Annotated in this window: 16 protein-coding genes; 10 read left to right on the top strand and 6 right to left on the bottom strand. The window is 71.0% G+C overall.

Annotated elements, in window-relative coordinates:
* The first annotated feature begins 94 nt into the window (after positions 1–94).
* The gene (locus tag AB0I38_RS27655; protein ID WP_358478825.1) at positions 95–748 is read left to right on the top strand and encodes an acVLRF1 family peptidyl-tRNA hydrolase; all 654 of its coding nucleotides are present in this window, start codon (positions 95–97) and stop codon (positions 746–748) included.
* Between the two features lie 25 nt (positions 749–773).
* On the opposite strand, the gene AB0I38_RS27650 is transcribed toward AB0I38_RS27655, so the two are convergent.
* Positions 774–1,592, bottom strand: coding sequence for an NAD(P)H-binding protein (locus tag AB0I38_RS27650; protein ID WP_358478818.1), 819 nt, complete (start codon positions 1,590–1,592; stop codon positions 774–776).
* A gap of 85 nt (positions 1,593–1,677) precedes the next feature.
* On the opposite strand from AB0I38_RS27650, the gene AB0I38_RS27645 reads away from it, so the two are divergent.
* The 5 genes from AB0I38_RS27645 to AB0I38_RS27625 all read left to right on the top strand — a co-directional run bounded on the left by AB0I38_RS27645 (position 1,678) and on the right by AB0I38_RS27625 (position 7,260).
* Positions 1,678–2,253, top strand: coding sequence for a TetR/AcrR family transcriptional regulator (locus AB0I38_RS27645; protein WP_358478788.1), 576 nt, complete (start codon positions 1,678–1,680; stop codon positions 2,251–2,253).
* Between the two features lie 185 nt (positions 2,254–2,438).
* The gene (locus AB0I38_RS27640) at positions 2,439–4,037 is read left to right on the top strand and encodes an ABC-F family ATP-binding cassette domain-containing protein (protein ID WP_358478753.1); all 1,599 of its coding nucleotides are present in this window, start codon (positions 2,439–2,441) and stop codon (positions 4,035–4,037) included.
* 113 nt (positions 4,038–4,150) lie between these two features.
* Positions 4,151–4,366 carry a helix-turn-helix domain-containing protein gene (locus tag AB0I38_RS27635; RefSeq protein WP_020547488.1) on the top strand — a complete coding sequence of 72 codons (216 nt, stop codon included), beginning with the start codon at positions 4,151–4,153 and terminating at the stop codon, positions 4,364–4,366.
* Between the two features lie 120 nt (positions 4,367–4,486).
* Positions 4,487–5,320, top strand: a complete 834-nt coding sequence (locus tag AB0I38_RS27630) for an enoyl-CoA hydratase/isomerase family protein (RefSeq protein ID WP_358478728.1) — start codon at positions 4,487–4,489, stop codon at positions 5,318–5,320.
* A 71-nt stretch (positions 5,321–5,391) separates the two neighbouring features.
* A complete protein-coding gene (locus AB0I38_RS27625) occupies positions 5,392–7,260 on the top strand; it encodes an ABC transporter ATP-binding protein (RefSeq protein WP_358478713.1) in 1,869 nt (622 codons plus the stop codon).
* A 14-nt stretch (positions 7,261–7,274) separates the two neighbouring features.
* On the opposite strand, the gene AB0I38_RS27620 is transcribed toward AB0I38_RS27625, so the two are convergent.
* Positions 7,275–8,159, bottom strand: a complete 885-nt coding sequence (locus AB0I38_RS27620; protein ID WP_358478704.1) for a sulfotransferase family protein — start codon at positions 8,157–8,159, stop codon at positions 7,275–7,277.
* 118 nt (positions 8,160–8,277) lie between these two features.
* Here AB0I38_RS27620 and AB0I38_RS27615 point away from each other — a divergent pair, with 118 nt between their 5' ends.
* Positions 8,278–9,171, top strand: coding sequence for a S66 peptidase family protein (locus AB0I38_RS27615; RefSeq protein ID WP_358478691.1), 894 nt, complete (start codon positions 8,278–8,280; stop codon positions 9,169–9,171).
* Positions 9,172–9,212: 41 nt separating this feature from the next.
* On the top strand, positions 9,213–10,076 hold the full coding sequence (locus tag AB0I38_RS27610) for a hypothetical protein (RefSeq protein ID WP_358478683.1): 864 nt from the start codon (positions 9,213–9,215) through the stop codon (positions 10,074–10,076).
* Positions 10,077–10,082: 6 nt separating this feature from the next.
* Here AB0I38_RS27610 and AB0I38_RS27605 read toward each other — a convergent pair whose 3' ends face one another.
* Positions 10,083–11,879 carry a glycoside hydrolase family 15 protein gene (locus AB0I38_RS27605; protein WP_358478678.1) on the bottom strand — a complete coding sequence of 599 codons (1,797 nt, stop codon included), beginning with the start codon at positions 11,877–11,879 and terminating at the stop codon, positions 10,083–10,085.
* A 93-nt stretch (positions 11,880–11,972) separates the two neighbouring features.
* On the bottom strand, positions 11,973–12,617 hold the full coding sequence (locus tag AB0I38_RS27600; RefSeq protein WP_358478670.1) for a YczE/YyaS/YitT family protein: 645 nt from the start codon (positions 12,615–12,617) through the stop codon (positions 11,973–11,975).
* Between the two features lie 112 nt (positions 12,618–12,729).
* Here AB0I38_RS27600 and AB0I38_RS27595 point away from each other — a divergent pair, with 112 nt between their 5' ends.
* Positions 12,730–14,160, top strand: a complete 1,431-nt coding sequence (locus tag AB0I38_RS27595; RefSeq protein ID WP_358478658.1) for a PLP-dependent aminotransferase family protein — start codon at positions 12,730–12,732, stop codon at positions 14,158–14,160.
* Here the strand turns inward: AB0I38_RS27595 and AB0I38_RS27590 are convergent.
* Positions 14,144–14,758, bottom strand: a complete 615-nt coding sequence (locus AB0I38_RS27590; protein WP_358478614.1) for a trimeric intracellular cation channel family protein — start codon at positions 14,756–14,758, stop codon at positions 14,144–14,146. The genes AB0I38_RS27595 and AB0I38_RS27590 overlap by 17 nt on opposite strands.
* 11 nt (positions 14,759–14,769) lie before the next feature.
* Positions 14,770–16,257 carry a peptide MFS transporter gene (locus tag AB0I38_RS27585; RefSeq protein WP_358478585.1) on the bottom strand — a complete coding sequence of 496 codons (1,488 nt, stop codon included), beginning with the start codon at positions 16,255–16,257 and terminating at the stop codon, positions 14,770–14,772.
* Between the two features lie 149 nt (positions 16,258–16,406).
* Here AB0I38_RS27585 and AB0I38_RS27580 point away from each other — a divergent pair, with 149 nt between their 5' ends.
* On the top strand, positions 16,407–18,242 hold the full coding sequence (locus AB0I38_RS27580; protein ID WP_358478576.1) for an AMP-dependent synthetase/ligase: 1,836 nt from the start codon (positions 16,407–16,409) through the stop codon (positions 18,240–18,242).
* Positions 18,243–18,294 lie beyond the last annotated feature (52 nt).

Below are 18,294 nucleotides of genomic sequence, written 5' to 3'. Positions count from 1 at the left end.
GCCGGCCTTCGGGGTTGACTTCCTCCCCGGGCTGAAGCCCGGGGTCTCCAGCGAACCAGGGCTGAAGCCCGGGGTCTGCAGCAAAGGAAATCCGATGAACGCGCGACCGGCGAAGGGCGGCGGCCGGTGGGTTTCGGTGCCGCCCGAGCGCGTGCACCCGTGGATCGACGGCTTCGCCGCCCGGCACGGCGCCTTCGAGGCCGCCGGTGACGAGCGGGTGGTGCGCCTGGTGGCCGCCGACGGGGCGCTGGCCGAGCTGCACGTCCCCTTCCCGCCGATGCCGCCCGGGCCGCCGCACGTCACCCGGCTGGTCACGCACGCGCGGGCCGAGCGGCGCGTGGGCGTGGTGCTGGTGCGGCTGGGCGGCTACGCGGCCGGAGTGTTCCACGGGTCGCGGTTGGTGGCCTCCAAGGTCGGCTCCCGGCTGGTCCAGGGGCGCACCGCCGCGGGCGGCTGGTCGCAGCAGCGTTTCGCCAGGCGCAGGCAGAACCAGGCGGGCCAGGCCGTCGAGTCGGCGGTGGAGACGGCGCTGCGGGTGCTGTCGCCGCACCTGGCCGAGCTGGACGCTGTCGTGTTCGGCGGTGATCGCCGCGCGGTCGACACTCTTCGGGCCGACCGGCGGCTGGCGCCGCTCCTGGCCCTCGAATCCGAGCCGTTCCTCGTGGTGCCCGACCCGAAACTGGCGGTGCTGCGCGACACACCCAAGCTGTTCCGCGAGGTACGGATCCGGGTGGTCGACCCCGCCTGAGACGCCGCCCGCAGGTTCCGCCTGGTCAGCGCTCGAAGGCGGGTGCGTGGTCGGTGAGGAAGGTGGCCAGGGAGCGGGGCGGTCGCCCGGTGATGTCCTCGACGGCCGTGGTGACCGAGGACCAGCGGCCGTCTCCGACCTCGGCCATGAGCGCGGCGAGAGCGTGGTTGACGGGCTCCGGGAGGCCCTGCCGGGCCAGATGGGCGGCCATCTCCGGCACCGGGAGGTCGGTGTACGCGACCGGCCGGCCCAAAGCGGCGCCGATCGCGGCGGCGATCTCGTCGTGGGAGTGCGCCTCGGGGCCGGTGAGAACGTGGACGCCGCTCTCCCCGACCGGGCGGGTCAGCAGCGCCGCCGCCACGTCCGCGATGTCCCGGGCGTCGATGTAGCCCACCGGGGCGGAGCCGTACGAGCCGTACATGCGGCCGTCGCGCACCTCAGCCGGGAGGTTCTGCATGAACCCCACGGGTTGCAGGATCGACCACGGCACCCCGGACTCCCTGAGGTGGGCGTCGACCTCGCCGTGCACGCCGCCGCCAAGGAGAGCGCCGGGTGCGGCGCCGCGCACCGACACGGTCACGATCTGCCCGGCGCCCGCCTCACGGGCCAGGTCGATCATCCTCTGGTGGGCCTGGACGAACCCCGGCCAGAGCGAGCTGTTGAGGAAGAGCCGGTCGCCGGGCGAGAGCGCGGCGGCGATGGTCTCCGGCCGTTCGAGGTCGCCGAGCACGTGGGCGCAGTCCAGGTCGGCGGGGCGGCGGAGCGCGGCGACGACGTCCTCGCCGCGCAGCCTCTCGATGAGCGCCCTGCCGATCGTGCCCGTGGCTCCGGTCACCAGGATCATGTCGGTCCTCCTAAGTGGAATATTGGATTCCGGTTAGCCGGACGATACAATAAGCGGAATCTCTTCGTCCAGTTCGGAGTCGTACGTGCGCGCGGACGCCAGACGCAACCTCGACAAGATCCTCGACGCGGCCGCCGACGTGATCGCCGAGCGCGGTGTCAACGCGCCCATGGAGCTCATCGCCCGTCGCGCGGGCGTCGGGGTCGGCACCCTCTACCGGCGTTTTCCCGACCGCGGCGCGCTGGTCGCGGCCATCGGCGACCACTACGTCCATTCCCTCGCCGACGCCCTGAACGGTGCCATCGAGCGCGCGCCCGACGCCTGGACCGGGCTGTACGACTTCGTCGTCTGGGCGGGGGATCCCGGCCGCGGCGCGCTCGCCACGGCGCTGGCCGATGTGCCCGAGGAGACCTTCACCGGCCGCGCCGAGTTCGCCAGGGCGCGCCGGGAGTGGCTGGAGCGGCTGGACGAGCTGGTCCGCCAAGCCCAGGCCGAGGGGACGCTCCGGCTCGACGTCGGCACCGATGACATCGTGGCGCTGCTCGGCCTGTTCGCCTGCCATCCCGCCGGCCTGCCCGCCCACATCGCCGCCCGGCCGGAGCGGTTCCTGCGCCTCATGCTCGACGGCATGCGGGCGAGCGCGGCCACGCCCGCCGATTGAGCCCGGCGCGTAACCGGCCCGGTGGTCATCTGGAACCCGGCGGTGATCGCTGGGTGCCCGCCGGAGGTTTAAGCAGAGGTGGAACCCCAGATCGGGGTCATACACTGATCTGTATGCACACTCCCGATTGACCGGCGTCGCACGCCCAAACCCTCGTTTCCTAGCTCGGGAGTGTTCCCTTCATCATGATCATCGCCAGTGACATCGAGCTGCGCGCCGGCGCGCGCCTGCTCATCGAGAAGTCGTCGTTCCGCGTCAACCCGGGCGACAAGATCGGCCTCGTCGGCCGCAACGGCGCCGGAAAGACCACGCTGACCAAGGTGCTCGCCGGGGAGGGGCTGCCCGCCGCGGGCGCGGTCAGCACGACCGGCAACGTCGGCTACCTGCCCCAGGACCCCCGCACCGGCGACCTGGAGGTGCTCGCCCGCGACCGCATCCTGTCGGCCAGGGGCCTCGACGAGGTGCTGCGCAAGCTGCGTCAGGCCGAGCTCGGCATGTCCTCCGCCGACGAGCGCACCCGGGAGAAGGCCGTGCGGCGTTACGGCGCCCTCGAGGACCAGATGCACGTGCTCGGTGGCTACGCGGCCGAGTCCGAGGCGGCCTCGATCGCCTCCAGCCTCGGCCTGCCGGACCGCGTGCTGGGCCAACCGCTGAAAACGCTTTCCGGCGGTCAGCGCAGGCGCGTGGAATTGGCGCGCATTCTTTTCAGCGGGGCGGAAACTCTCCTTCTAGACGAACCGACAAACCACCTAGATGCCGACTCAATCGGGTGGCTTCGTGATTTTTTGCGATCGCATCAGGGCGGCTTGGTGATCATCAGTCACGATGTCGACCTTCTTGAAGCGACGGTCAACAAGGTCCTTCACCTCGACGCCAACCGCTGTGTGATCGATCACTACAACGTCGGCTGGAAGGCCTATCTGGCGCAGCGTGAGACCGACGAGAAGCGCCGCAAGCGCGAGCGCGCCAACGCCGAGAAGCAGGCCGGCGCGCTGCTGGCGCAGGCCGACAAGATGCGCGCCAAGGCGACCAAGGCCAAGGCCGCCCAGGACATGATGCGCCGCGCCCACCGGCTGCTCGCGGGCACCGAGGAGGAGCGTGCGAGCGACAAGGTGGCCAAGCTGCGCTTTCCCGCGCCGCTGCCCTGTGGCCGCACTCCGCTGATGGCCGAGGGGCTGTCCAAGTCCTACGGTTCGCTGGAGGTGTTCACCGACGTCAACGTGGCCATCGACCGTGGCCACCGGGTCGTCATCCTGGGGCTCAACGGCGCGGGCAAGACCACGTTGCTGAGGCTGCTCGGCGGCGTCGAGCAGCCTGACACGGGCGAGATCAGGCCCGGCCACGGCCTCAAGGTCGGCTACTACGCCCAGGAGCACGAGACCCTCGACAGCGACCGGACCCTGCTGGAGAACATGCGTTCGGCGGGCGGGGAGTTCACCGACACCGAGTTGCGCAAGGTGCTCGGCTCGTTCCTGTTCAGCGGAGACGACGTCGACAAGCCCGCCGGAGTGCTGTCCGGCGGTGAGAAAACCCGGCTCGCGCTCGCCATGCTGGTGCTCTCCAGTGCCAATGTCCTGCTGCTCGACGAGCCGACGAACAACCTCGATCCGGTCAGTCGCGAGCAGGTTCTCACCGCTCTGAGGTCGTATTCAGGAGCGATCGTACTGGTCACCCATGACGAGGGTGCCGTTGACGCCCTTTCACCGGATAGGGTGATCTTGCTACCCGACGGAACTGAAGACGCATGGAGCGCCGAATTTTCCGATCTTGTGGCACTTGCCTGATCTTAATTTGGGTGGGTACGGATCTTTTCCCGTGGAGTAGGTAGCCGATCCCGCTGAAATGACTGATCATGGCGGAGTAACGCTGCGGAAGTCCGGCACTACAGGAGGTACTCGTGGCCGAGACACTGAAGAAGGGCACCCGGGTCACCGGGGCCGACCGAGAGAAGCTGGCAGGTGATCTCAAGAAGCGCTATGCCGCGGGTGAGAGCATCCGCGCGCTGGCCGCTTCGACCGGCCGGTCCTACGGGTTCATCCACCGCATCCTGAGCGAGTCCGGTGTGACTCTGCGCGGGCGCGGAGGAGCGACCCGAGGCAAGTCCAAGCGCTGACGGCCGCCTCGGAACGTGCGACCGCAGCCGCTCGTCCCTAGTCGGCCAGCCGTCGCGCCCGAGCCAGAACGATATTCTGTAGGCTCGGGCGCGACGGTCTAGCACACAGGGAGACGGGCGATGTCGGAAGCGAAGGCGCCACAACAGCGCGGGGGGCAGACGGAGGACGTCTCTGTCGAGACACTGGCGGAGATCGGCCTGCGCTTCGAGGTGGACGGTGAGATCGCGACGATCACGCTGGACCGGCCGGACAAGCGAAACGCACAGACGTTCGCGACCTGGTCGGCGCTGGCTCGCATCGGCGACAACCTGCCGGAGCAGGTGCGCGTCGTCGTGGTGCAAGGTGAGGGACCGTCCTTCTCGGCAGGGATCGACCTGCGCATGTTCACACCCGAAGGAGTGCCCGGACAGGGCTCGTTCGGCTCGGCGGCGCGACTCGACAGCGCGTCGTTCGGGCAGCGGATCAAGGAAGCCCAACAGGGATTCCGTTGGCTCCGCAGACCAGAGATCGTTTCCATCGCGGCCGTGCACGGTCACGCCATCGGCGCGGGATTCCAGCTCGCGCTCTCCTGTGACCTGCGGATCGTGGCCGACGACGTAAAATTCTGCATGAAAGAGCCCGCCCTGGGGCTGGTGCCCGATCTGACCGGCACCAAGCCGCTGGTCGAGCTGGTGGGCCTGGCCAAGGCGATCGACATCTGCCTGACCGCCAGGTTCGTGGAGGCCGACGAGGCCATGCGCATCGGCCTCGCCGAGCGAGTAGTCGCGGGGGGCGACCTCGCCAAGGCCGTACAAGACAAGACCGCTGAGCTGCTGTCGACCAACCGGGACGCGGCGGCGGCGACCAAGCGACTCCTCCAGGGTGCGCAGAACCGCACCCTGGAGGAGCAGTGCGCGGCGGAGGGCGCCGAGCAGATCAAGCGGCTCAAGGCGCTGTTCGGCGGAGCCACCTGAGTTTCGCGCTGAGCTGACCCGGGAATCACCGTGTGTCCCCACGGCGCTCATACCGGGGGAGGAGGCCCCGGATGTCGATGATGGGTGGGGGGTTCGGCCCCCATGTGATGGCGTCGCTGCGACGCGACGGCTCGGTGACCAAGCAGCGGCTCACGCCGGGCACGGTGCGGCGCATCGCGCGCTACGCGCGGCCGCACACCCGGCAGATCTGCGCGTTTCTGCTGCTCGTGGTCGCGGGCGCGGTCATCGTGGTGGCCAATCCGCTGCTGATGAAGGCGATCATCGACGACGGCATCCTGCCGAAGCGCGGCGATGTGGTGATCGGCCTGGCGGCGGCGATCGCGGCGCTGGCGGTCGTCGACGCCGGGCTCACGCTGGCGCAGCGCTGGTTCTCCGCCCGCATCGGCGAGGGGCTCATCTACGACCTGCGCACCGAGGTGTTCGACCACGTGCAGCGGATGCCGGTGGCCTTCTTCATGCGCGCGCAGACCGGCGCGCTGGTCTCCCGGCTCAACACCGACGTCATCGGCGCGCAGCGGGCCCTGACCAGCACCCTGTCGTCGGTGGTGGCCAACGTCATCAGCCTGGTGCTCGTGCTCGGCGCGATGCTGGTGCTGTCGTGGCAGGTGACGCTGGCCGCGCTGGTGCTGCTGCCGATCTTCGTCATCCCGGCCAAGCTGGTGGGGCGGCGCATGTCGGTGCTCACCCGCGAGCAGATGCAGCTCGACGCGGAGATGAGTTCGGTCACCACCGAGCGGTTCAACGTGGCAGGCGCGATGGTCGCCAAGCTCTACGGCAGGCCCGACGACGACGCGGCCGTGTTCGGCGCCCGGGCCGCCCGGGTGCGCGACGTGGGCGTCACGGTCGGGATGTACGGAACGGTGTTCAGGGTCGCGCTCGGCCTGGTCGCGGCGCTGGCCACCGCGCTGGTCTACGGCATCGGCGGTGTGCTGTCGGTCAACGGCGTGTTCGAGCTGGGCACGCTGGTCGCCCTGGCGGCGCTGCTCATGCGCCTGTACGGCCCGCTCACCTCGCTGTCCAACGTGCACGTCGACGTGATGACCGCGCTGGTCAGCTTCGACCGGGTCTTCGAGATCCTCGACCTGAAGCCGATGGTCTCCGAGCGGCCCGGCGCCGAGCCGGTGCCCGAGGGCCCGGTGACGATCGAGTTCGACGACGTCCACTTCCGTTACCCGTCGGCCGAGGAGGTGTCGCTGGCCTCCCTGGAGTCGGTCGCCAGGCAGGACACCGGCCCCTCGCAGCCGGTGCTCAGGGGCGTCTCCTTCACCGCCAAGCCGGGGCAGCTGATCGCCCTGGTCGGCCCCTCGGGCGCGGGCAAGACCACGATCACCTCACTCGTGTCGCGGCTCTACGACGTCAACGGGGGGGAGGTCCGTGTCAACGGGCTCGATGTGCGTGACGCCACGCTCGCGTCGCTGCGCGACACCGTGGGCGTCGTCATGCAGGACCCCCATCTCTACCACGACACGATCGAGGCCAACCTGCGCTACGCGCGTCCCGGGGCGAGCGAGGAGGAGCTGTGGGACGCCCTGAGGGCCGCGCAGATCGGCGATCTGGTCGAGTCGCTGCCCGACCGGCTGGAAACCGTGGTGGGCGACCGCGGCTACCGGCTGTCCGGCGGCGAGAAGCAGCGGCTGGCCCTGGCCCGGCTGCTGCTCAAGGCGCCGCGCGTGGTCGTGCTCGACGAGGCCACCGCGCATCTCGACTCCGAGTCGGAGGCGGCCGTGCAGCGGGCGCTGAAGACCGCCCTGGAGGGCCGCACCTCGCTGGTCATCGCGCACCGGCTGTCGACGATCAGGGAGGCCGACGAGATCCTCGTGGTCCAGGACGGCCGCATCGCCGAGCGAGGCGGCCACGACGAACTGCTCCGGCGCGGCGGGCTCTACGCCGAGCTGCACCGCACGCAGTTCAGCCGGTGAGGCAGCCCGGCGGGTCAGCCGGTGAGGTAGCCCAGCCGGGTGAGTTCCTGCTTGGCCACCTTCTCCACCAGCTCCAGGTCGGCCGGCCGCAGCCGGGTGCGCCAGCAGCCGACCTCGGGGGCGCGGGTGTCGTACAGGGCGACCTTGGAGACGCGCGTCTCCAGGAAGTCGGTGAGCGCCGCGACCGACTCGGCGGGCCGCTGCAGCAGGTCCTCGTAGCGCAGTGTCAGTAGCCGGCCGGCGGGCAGCTCCTGGCGCAGCGTGGCGCTGAGCCGGACGGCGCTGCGCCAGCGCAGCGCGCTCTTGCCCGCGGCGGGCATGGTCTTCCACCGCTCGACGTGCTCGTCGCGGTTGACGCCGAGGAAGTCGTTGGGGAACTCGGTGTGCTCGGCCAGCATCACCGGTTTGAACCAGGCCAGGCAGGCCGGGTCGGCGAGCATGTCGGCGACCACGTCGCGGCCGTCGCGGATGAGCTGCACGAACTGCGCGTCGGGGAAGGCCTGCTGGAGCACCGCGGCGCTGTAGAGCAGGTCGGGGCTGCCGTCGCCGAAGCGGGTGATCGAGTCCGTCGACACGCACGGGCCGCTGCCGGTGACGCCGCCCGCCTCGCGGCACGGCTCGGGGCACCGCTCGCAGGCGCCGGGGAGCACCTGCCACGACTCGGCCAGCGCGTCGCGCAGCACGCGTACGGCGCCCGAGCCGCGGCCGATCGACGGCTTACGGGCGAAGGCGTAGACCACGTGCGCCACGCACGCACGGCCCATCGTCAGGTGGAAGCCCGGCGACCGTTTCAGGACACGGCCCAGCAGGTCCGCGCCGGAGTGCGGGGCTCCCAGCAGGAAGACCGGCTTGCGGACCTTGATGCCGTTGACCACGAGGATGTGGGGCGGAAGTCGCATACGACAGGTAAGTGTGACACCGTTTGCCAGGTGTACGAGCCAATGTCGGTGTCGCTGCTCACAGCGGCCGGCGTCACCACCGGCCAGGGCGTTCTCACCCTCGTCAAGGAGTTGATCGATGCGGCAAGGTGACACGGTCGCGATCGTCTCGCCGTCGGGCCCGCCGGACGCCGTCCTGCTGAGACGCGGGATCGGGCGATTGGAGGAGCTCGGGCTGAAGGTGGTGACCGGCGAGCACGTGCTCGACCGGCAGGAGCTCGACTTCCTGGCCGGGCCCGACGCGGCACGCGCCGCGGATCTGCAGGCGGCCTGGTGCGACCCCGGGGTCTCCGCCGTCTTCTGCTCCAGGGGCGGCTACGGCGCGGCCAAGCTGCTCGATCTGCTCGACTGGGACGCCATGCGGGCGGCGGGGCCCAAGGTCCTCCTCGGATCCAGCGACATCACGGCGCTCCATCACGCGTTCGCCGTCGAGCTGGGCGTGCCGACGCTGCACGGCCCGATGCCGGCCTGCTCGACGATCGCCGCAGAACAGGGGCCGGAGCCCGAGTCCTGGGAACACCTGCGGGCCGCGCTCTTCGGCACGGCGCCGCCGGTCCGCGCGGACGCGGTGCTCGCGCCCGGCCGGGCCGAGGGTGTGCTGACCGGCGGCAACCTGTCGCTGCTCGCGTCCTTGTGCGGCACGCGCTACCAGCCGTCGTTCGCCGGGAAGATCGTGCTGCTGGAGGACATCGGCGAGGAGCCCTACCGGATCGACCGCATGCTGACCCAGCTGCTGCAGGCGGGCGCGTTCGCTGGGGTGCGGGGCATCGTGCTCGGCTCGTGGGTGGAGTGCCGCGACCCCTTTCCCGTGCTCCGCGAGCGGCTGCTGCCGCTCGGGGTGCCGATCCTGGCCGGGCTGCCGGTCGGCCATGGATCACCACAGCTGAGTGTGCGGCTTGGGGCGCTTGGTGTTATCGATACCGAATCGTGCTCGCTGACTGGCCTGTTCCGCAACGGCGAGCAGGCAAGGTAGGAGAGACAGATCGGGGCAAACCGGACAGAAGGGGGCACGGCGTGTTCGGACGCGACCGGAAGCCCTCGCGTAGAGCGGTCGAGGACGTCGACCTCGACTCGCTCCTCGCGCTCGTCGCCGAGTCCCGCGGGTACACCTGCGTGTTCGCCGCCGACGGCGGCTCGCTGACGCTGGGAGGCGGCAGGGAGATCCGGGTCAGGCTCACCGGGCTGCGCCGCGAGGCCGGCCGCAGAGCCCGCGAGGACTGGCCGTCCCTGGTCTCCGAGCATCTCGCCAACGCGGTCGCGGCGGCCGGCGACCTGCTCGACGTGTGCGATCTCGACCAGGCCGGGCCGCTGCTGCGCACCCGCGTCGAGGCGGTCGACGAGGTGCCCGACCTGACCCGGGTGGTGGGCCGCCACCTCAACGGCGAACTGGTGGAACTGCTCACCGTCGCCTCCCGTCCGGTGCGCCCCGAGGAGGCCGGCTGCTGGCCCGTCCCGTCGGGTGAGGCGCTGGAACTGGCCGTCTCCAACGTCCGGCGCGCCGAGAGGCTCTCGCTGGAGACCGTCGAGCTGTCCGGCACGCGCGTGACCCGGCTGTCCGGCCATGACGCCTCGACCGCCACCCACCTGCGCTGGCTGCGCGACTACCTGCCGGTGCCGCCCGACGGCGTGCTCGCCGTCCTGCCCGACCCCTACACGTTGCTCGTGCACCCTGTCGACGGGATCGCCGTGGTGCGGGCCATCGAGCGGCTGCGCGTGCACGCGGCCCGCACCGGGAGGCTCAGCCCGCAGGTCTACTGGTGGCACGACGAGCAGCTGACGCTCATCAAGGCCGACGTGGTGCTCCAGCGGGGCCAGACCCGGCTGGTCGTCGCTCCGCCGCCGGAGTTCGCCCGGGTGCTGGCCCGCCTGGCCGTCTAGGGCCGTCTAGGGCCCCCGCGGGCCGTCCGGGAGCCCGCCCGTCTCCGCCTGGGAGAGCGCGCGCGCCGCGTGGATGAGCGGGACGTGGCTGAACGCCTGCGGGAAGTTGCCCACCAGCCTGCCGTATCTCGGGTCGTACTCCTCGGCCAGCAGCCCCACGTCGTTGCGCAGGGCCAGCAGCCGCTCGAACAGCTCCCGGGCCTCGTCCGTGCGGCCCTGCATGGCCATCACCTCGACCAGCCAGAAGCTGCACGCCAGGAACGCGCCCTCACCTCCCGGCAGCCCGTCGACCTCGTTGTCGGCCGCCACCGGATAGCGCAGCACGAACCCGTCGGCCATCAGCTCCTTCTCGATGGCCGCCACCGTGCCGGTCACGCGCGGGTCGTCCACCGGCAGGAACCCCAGCATCGGCATCATCAGCAGCGACGCGTCGAGCTCGGCGGAGCCGTAGGACTGGGTGAAGGTGTTGCGACGGGCGTCGAAGCCCTTGTCGCAGATCTCCGCGTGGACGGTGTCGCGCAGCGCCCTCCACCGCTCGACGGGGCCGGACCGGCCGAACCGCTCGACGTACTTCACCGCCCGGTCGAGCGCCGTCCAGCACATCATCTTGGAGTGGGTGAAGTGCCTGCGCGGGCCGCGCACCTCCCACAGCCCTTCGTCGGGCTCGTCCCAGTGCTCCTCGACGTAGTCGAGCAGCTCACGCTGGATCGACCAGGCCCGGTCGTCGGCGGGCAGGCCGGAGGTCCGCGAGGCGTACAGGCAGCTCATGACCTCGCCGTAGACGTCGAGCTGGAGCTGGGTGACGGCGTCGTTGCCGATGCGGACCGGGCGGGAGGACTCGTAGCCGTCGAGCCAGTCGAGCGTCATCTCGGGCAGCCGGCGTTCGCCCGCGACGCCGTACATGATCTGGAGGTCCTGCGGCCGGCCGGCGATGGCGCGCAGCAGCCACGACCGCCAGGCGGCGGCCTCATCGAGGTAGCCGTTGCCGATCAGCGCCTCCAGCGTCATCGTGGCGTCGCGCAGCCAGCAGAAGCGGTAGTCCCAGTTGCGCACGCCGCCGAGGTCCTCGGGCAGCGAGGTGGTCGGGGCGGCGACGATGCCGCCGGTGGGGGAGTAGGTGAGCGCCTTGAGCGTGATCAGCGAGCGCACCACGGCCTCGCGCCAGGGGCCCTGGTAGGTGCACGTGGCCACCCAGTCGGACCACATGGCCTCGGTCTCGGTGAGCTGGGTCTCGGCGTGGATCTGGGTCGGCATCGGCTGGTGGGAGGGGTGCCAGGTGAACACGAACGGCAGCCGCTCGCCGGCCTTGACGGTGAATGTGGCGATGTGGGCGTAGTCGCCGCCCTTGAGCGGCACGGGGGAGTGCAGCCAGACGGAGTCGGGGCCGCCGATGGCCTGCAGGTGGCCGTCGGTGCGGCGCACCCATGGCACGATCCGGCCGTAGTCGAAGCGGACCCTCAGCTGCGTGGACATCTCGACGGTGCCGGACACGCCCTCCACGATGCGCACCACGTCGGGGTTGACGTCGCGCGGCGGCATGAAGTCGATCACCCGGACCGTGCCCGTGGGGGTGTCCCACTCGCTCTCCAGGATGAGCGTGTCGGGACGGTAGCGGCGCCGGGTGGCGGGCCGCCGGCCGGCCGGCCCGAGCCACCAGTGGCCGTTGCGGTCGCCGCCGAGCAACGCCGAGAAGCACGCGGGGGAGTCGAACCGGGGCAGGCACAACCAGTCGATCGAACCGTCTCTGGCGACCAGGGCCGCCGACTGCATGTCCCCGATCAGGGCGTAATCCTCGATCAGCATGCCTCAGACGCTACTCGGCGGGGGCTGAAGGCGCGTCCGGTCCGATCAGGCCGCGTCACGATCAGGCCGCGTCACGATCAGGCCGCGTCACGATCAGGCCGCGTCACGATCGGGGCGCCGCGCGGTCTCGCCGGCGGGGGACAGCGGGAACCAGCGGGTGAAGAGCTGGGTCAGCGGGCCGATGGCCAGGGCGAAGACCAGGGTGCCGAGGCCGACGGTGCCGCCGAGCAGCCAGCCGGCGGCCAGCACGGTGATCTCGATCAGGAAGCGGCTCAGCCGTACGGACAGGCCCAGCCGGATCAGCCCGGTCATGATGCCGTCGCGCGGCCCGGCTCCCATGCCGGCGCCGATGTAGAACAGGGTGGCCAGCGCGATCGACAGCACGCCGAGCGCCAGGTAGAGCCAGCTCAGTGTCCAGTGCGCGGGCGCGGGCAGCAGCAGGATGGTGGCGTCGGCGAACAGGCCGACGAAGACGACGTTGCTGATCGTGCCGAAGCCGGGCCGCTGTCGCAGGGGGATCCACAGCAGCATCACCAGCGCCCCGGCCACGATGATGACCGTGCCGATCGACAGGCCGGCCCTGAGTGCCACGCCCTGGTGGAAGACGTCCCAGGGGGAGTTACCGAGGCCGGAGGAGACCTGCAGGCCGATGCCCGCCCCGTAGAGCGCCAGGCCGCCGTAGAGGCGCAGGAGGCGGACGGGCAGGGAGCCGAGGTACGGGACGGTCGTTTCGCGCATAGTGTCCTCAGGATGGCGGCTCGCTGCTTTGTCCTTCCAGGGCCAATCATGAAAAATGGCCTTATAGGGATTAAGGTCTGATGAGAAGCGCGAGGCGTGAGGTATCCGAGGTATGAGGCATCTGTCCGCGAGCCAGGTGGCCAGGCTGGCGGGCATCCCGCCGGAGGCCAGGCCCTACTACCGGGCACTGGCCGGCGCCGTCCGGGCGCTCGTCATGGACGGCCAGATCCCCGTGCGCGTGCGCATGCCGGCCGAGCGGCACCTGGCCGGCACGCTGAAGGTCAGCCGCACCACCGTGACCGCCGCCTACGACCTGCTGCGCGAGCAGGGCTACCTGGAGAGCAGGCAGGGGGCGGGGAGCTGGACCACGCTGCCCGCCCCGGCCGGCGGCGCGGACAACCCGTGGCTGTCGACCGACGGCGACGGGCTGATCCAGATGCGCAACGCCGCCCCTGCCGCGCCCACGGCGTTGGGTGAGGTGATGGTGGAGGCGGTCGAGGACCTGCCCAGGTACGGCATGGGCAACGGCTACGACCCGATGGGCCTGCCCTGCCTCAGGGAGCGGATCGCCGCCCACTACACCGCGCGTGGCCTGGCCACCCGGCCCGAGCAGATCCTCGTCACCACCGGCTCCCAGCACGCCATCCAGCTGGTCATGGGGCTGCTGGCCGGGCCCGAGGTCCCCGTGCTGGTCGAGTCACCGACCTATCCGCACGCCATGGACGCGGTGCGCGGGTGCGGGGGGCGCATCGTGCCCGTCGGCGTCTCGCCCGAGGGCTGGCAGGCCGACCTGGTGGCGGGCGCGATGCGGCAGTCGGGGGCGCGGCTCGCCTACCTGATGCCCGACTTCCAGAACCCGACGGGCGCGCTCATGGACGACGCCACCCGGGCCGCCGTCGCCGTCGCGGCCCGGCGCGCCGGCACCACGCTGGTGATCGACGAGACCTGGTCGGAACTGGCCCTGGAAGAGGTGCCGCGGACGGCGCCCATGGCGGCGTTCGACACCGGCGGCCGGATGGTCAGCGTCGGCTCGGCCTCCAAGCTGTGGTGGGGCGGGCTGCGCATCGGCTGGATCCGGGCCACCGCTGCGCTGGTCCGGCGGCTGGCCCTGCACCGCGCGAGCGTGGACATCGCCAGCCCCGTTCTGGAGCAGCTCGTGGTCGCCCGGTTGTTCGACCGGATCGAGGAGACCAGGGCCGAGCGCCGCCGCACGCTGCGGGCCTCGCGCGACGCGCTCGTGGCCGCGCTGCGCGAGCGGCTGCCCGGCTGGGGCTTCACCGTGCCGCGCGGCGGCGGCACGCTCTGGGTCCGGCTGGACACCGGCTCGGCCGTCTCCCTCGCCGAGGCCGCCGCCTGCCACGGTGTACGGCTCGCGCCCGGCCCGTGGTTCGGCCTGGACGGCACCCTGGAGGGCCACCTGCGGCTGCCGTACACCCAGCCGCCCCGGGTGCTGGAGGAGGCGGTGGACCGCATCGTCACCGCCCGCGAGCGCGGCCCGGTCGGTGTCCCGCGCCCGGCCAGCTGCCTCACTCCAACGGTGTGACGCCCCGGGCCAGCGGGGCCCGCCACTTGTAGCGCATGGCCGCGATGCGCGTGCCGAAGGCCAGCAGGGCCGCGGCCAGGGTGGCCGGCCAGCCGTACAGGCCGACGGTGAACAGGCCGGCCATCGCGCCGGAGCCGAGCAGCGCGGGCACCGCGTAGAGCTCCCGGTCGTACAGCAGGGTCGGGATCTCACCGGCCAGCACGTCGCGCAGCATGCCGCCGCCCACGCCCGTGGTGACGCCGAGCAAGCTCGCGTGCAGCGGGCTGAGCCCGTACTCGAGCGCCTTGAGCGTGCCGAGCGCGCAGAACAGGCCGAGACCGGCGCCGTCGAGCACCAGGATGGCGGGCATCACCCGGGCCACGTGCGGATGCCAGAAGAACACGATGGCCGTGGCCGCCAGCGGCACGAGCACGTAGCCGAGGCTCTGGAAGGCGGCGGGCCGGACGTTGAGGATCAGGTCGCGCATGACGCCGCCGCCCAGCGCGGTGATCTCGGCGAGCACCCCCATCCCGACCACGTCGAGCCGTTTGCGTACGCCCATGAGAGCGCCGGACAGGGCGAAGACGAAGATTCCGGCGAGATCGAGAAGTTCGGGCACGGTGGCCATCTTTACCGGATCGGCGGCTCGGCCGGCACATGGTGCTCGGACATCATCGCCCGCAGCCTGCGGGTGAACATGAACAGGGCCAGCCCGGCGACGATCGCCATGGCGGCCAGCAGCAGGTAGTAGGCGGGCTCGGACATGACCTGGCTGAGCCGCCCGGTCTGCCCGCCGACGGCGTCGCCCACGGACACCGCGATGAACCAGATGCCGAGCATCTGCCCCTTGAACGCCCGCGGTGCCAGCTTGGTGGTGACCGAGAGGCCGACCGGGCTGAGCGACAGCTCGCCGAAGACCTGGACGAGGTAGACCAGCACCAGCCACCACACCGACACCTTGCCGGTCTCGGCCAGCGCGGCGGCCGCCGCCATGACCACGAAGCTCAGCCCGACCATGACGAGCGCGAAGGCGAACTTCTGGGGGGTGCTCACCCGGGTGCCCAGCCGGACCCAGAGCGCCGCGAAGACCGGCACGAAGATCATGATGAACAGCGGGTTGAACGACTGGGTCGTGGCCGCCTGGATGTGCACGCCGAACAGCGTCAGGTCGGTGTTGTTCTGGGCGAAGAACAGCAGCTTGCTGGGCGCCAGGTCGTAGATCATCCAGAAGATCGCGGCGGCCACGAACAGCCAGATGTACGCCTTCATCCGCGAACGCTCGTCCTCGGTCAGATCGTGGCTGCCGAAGAGGATGAAGGCGAAGTAGCCCACCGGCACCGCCAGGATGACCACCGTCACCACCAGCGTGAACCCGTCGAGCGTGAAGGCGCCCGTGGCGGCCCAGGCCCCCAGCGCCACCGCGACGGCCACCGTGACCACGCTCACCAGCCGGATGACGCGCCCGCGCTCGCGGGGGGTGAGCGGCATGCCGGGCCGGTCGCCGACGCCGCGCAGGTGCCGGCGGCCCAGAACGTACTGCAGCAGGCCGAGCGCCATGCCGACCGCCGCGGCGCTGAACCCCAGGTGCCAGCGGTCGTCGCGGGCCAGCCAGCCCACCACCAGCGGCGCGAAGAAGGCGCCCAGGTTGATGCCCAGGTAGAACAGCGAGAACCCGGCGTCCCTGCGGCCGTCGTCGTCCTCGGGATAGAGCTTGCCGACCATGACCGAGATGTTCGGCTTGAGCAGGCCGGTGCCGACGATGATGAGCAGCAGGCCGAGCCAGACGAAGACCCCCGAGGTGACCGGGATGGCCATGCTGATATGGCCGCACATGATGACGAAACCGCCCCAGAAGACCGAGCGGCGGGCGCCCAGGATCCGGTCGGCGACCCAGCCGCCGGGCAGCGCCACCAGGTAGATGAGCGCGCCGTAGACGCCCACGACCGCCTGCGCGGTCTGCTCCGACATGCCGAGGCCCTGGTGGGCGGGCGAGGCGGCGAGGAACGTGGCCAGGATGGCGCGCAGGCCGTACCAGCTGAAGCGCTCCCACATCTCGGTGCCGAACAGGGTGGCCAGACCGCGCGGGTGCCCGAAGAACGTCCTGCCTTCGGTAGTCATGCCCGCCCCCCGGCCGCACGGATGCGCATGTGAATTCATCACTCTACGTGACGGATCAGTTTCTTTCCCCGGAGGGTCTTGCCGCTGTCCCGGCGGTGTGGTGCGATGCATGCCACCTGCAAGTGATTACTGACTGGAGGCGGGTGTCCATGGCCGATGTCCTCGAGGTGCGGGCCGAGATCGAGCGCGAGATCGCTGGCCGTACCGTGTGCGAGCAGTTGAGACAGGTCGCCGAGCGTCATCCTGACGCACCCGCCTACTCCGACCCGGTCGAGGGAGGCTGGAGCACGCTCACCTACTCCGAGGCCCGCCGGCGGGTGCTGGAGATCGCGGCCGGCTTCATCGCGCTCGGGCTGGAACCGGGCGACTCTGTCGCGCTGATGATGGTCAACCGGAGCGAGCACGTGCTCGCCGACCTTGGAACGGTGCACGCCGGAGGGGTGGGCTGCACGGTCTACTCGACGTTCGCGGCCGACCAGATCGCCTTCGTGGCCGGCGACGTGGGGGCGAAGTTCGCGGTGCTCGGCGGCCCCGCCGACCTGGCCCGCTGGGAGCCGGTCCTCGGGCGGCTGCAGGGGCTGAGCAAGGTCATCATGCTGGAGGGCGCGCCGGCCGACGAGCGCTTCCTGACGTGGGACGACTTCCTCGAGCTCGGCCGTGCCTCGCTGGCCGAGGACCCGTCGGCCGTCGAGGCGCGGGCACAGGCCGTGACCCAGGACGACGTGGTCACCGTCCTCTACACCTCGGGCACCACCGGCATGCCGAAGGGGGTGCCGCTCACCCACCACAACGTGTTCTACGAGGTGGCCTCGACCGACCGGCTGACCTCGCTGCCGTCGCAGGGCACCCAGATCTCCTACCTGACGTACGCGCACATCGCCGAACGGGTGCTCAGCCTCTACCTGCCGCTGGTCAAGGTCTCCCACGTGCACTTCTGCACCGACCTGGCCAACCTCGGCGCCACGCTCGGGCAGGTCAAGCCGATGATGTTCTTCGGCGTGCCGCGCGTGTGGGAGAAGATGATGGCCCGCCTGCAGGCGGTCCTCGCCTCCCAGCCGGCCGAGCAGCAGGACGCCGTACGCCAGGCCATGGCGGCCGGCGTCGCCTACGTCGAGGCCGGCCAGTTCGGCCACACCGTGACCCCGGAGATCCAGGCGGCCTACGAGCAGGCCGACCAGTCGCTGCTGTCGATCATCCGGAGCATGATCGGTTTCGACCGGGCCGAGTGGACCGCCACCGGCGCCGCGCCGTTACCGGACGAGGTGCAGCGGTTCTACGCCGGCCTTGGGCTGAAGGTCATCGACGTGTACGGCATGACCGAGACGACCGGCGCGTTCACCGGCAACAGCCCTGCCTGCTACCGCCTCGGCACCGTGGGCCGGGCCGAGCCGGGCGCCGAGGTGCGCATCGCCGAGGACGGCGAGATCCTCACCCGCAGCCCGCTCAACACCCGCGGCTACCTCAACCGGCCCGAGGCCACCGCCGAGCTGATCGACGCCGACGGCTGGCTGCACACCGGCGACATCGGCTCGGTCGACGAGGAGGGCTTCTACCGGGTCGTCGACCGCAAGAAGGAGCTCATCATCACGGCGGGCGGCGAGAACATCTCCCCGGCCGCGATCGAGAACCACCTGAAGGAGCACCCCCTGATCGGCCAGGCGCTCGCCTACGGCGACGGCAGGCCCTACCCGGTCGCGGTGCTCACCCTGGACGGCGAGGTGGCGCCGGGCTGGGCCGGTTCGCGCGGCATCGCCTTCGCCTCCCTGGCCGAGCTGGCCGAGCACCCCGACGTGCTGAAGGAGATCGAGGCGGCGGTGGAGGCGGCCAACGCCAAGCTGGCCCGGGTGCAGCAGGTCAAGCGATGGGCACTGCTCGGCGCCGAGTGGACGGCCGAGACCGAGGAGCTGACCCCCAGCCTGAAGCTGAAGAGGCGGATCATCCACGCTAAGTACGGCGACATCATCGAGGGCCTCTACGCCGGCTGACCGGGTTTTGCCTTCCGGGGCGTGTGTCGTGGAACTGGTCATGACCGTGCGG

The organism is Nonomuraea cavernae (assembly GCF_040655715.1).
In the GTDB taxonomy this organism is placed as follows: Bacteria; Actinomycetota; Actinomycetes; order Streptosporangiales; family Streptosporangiaceae; genus Nonomuraea; species Nonomuraea cavernae_A.
This window is presented reverse-complemented; position numbering and strand designations above follow the sequence as displayed.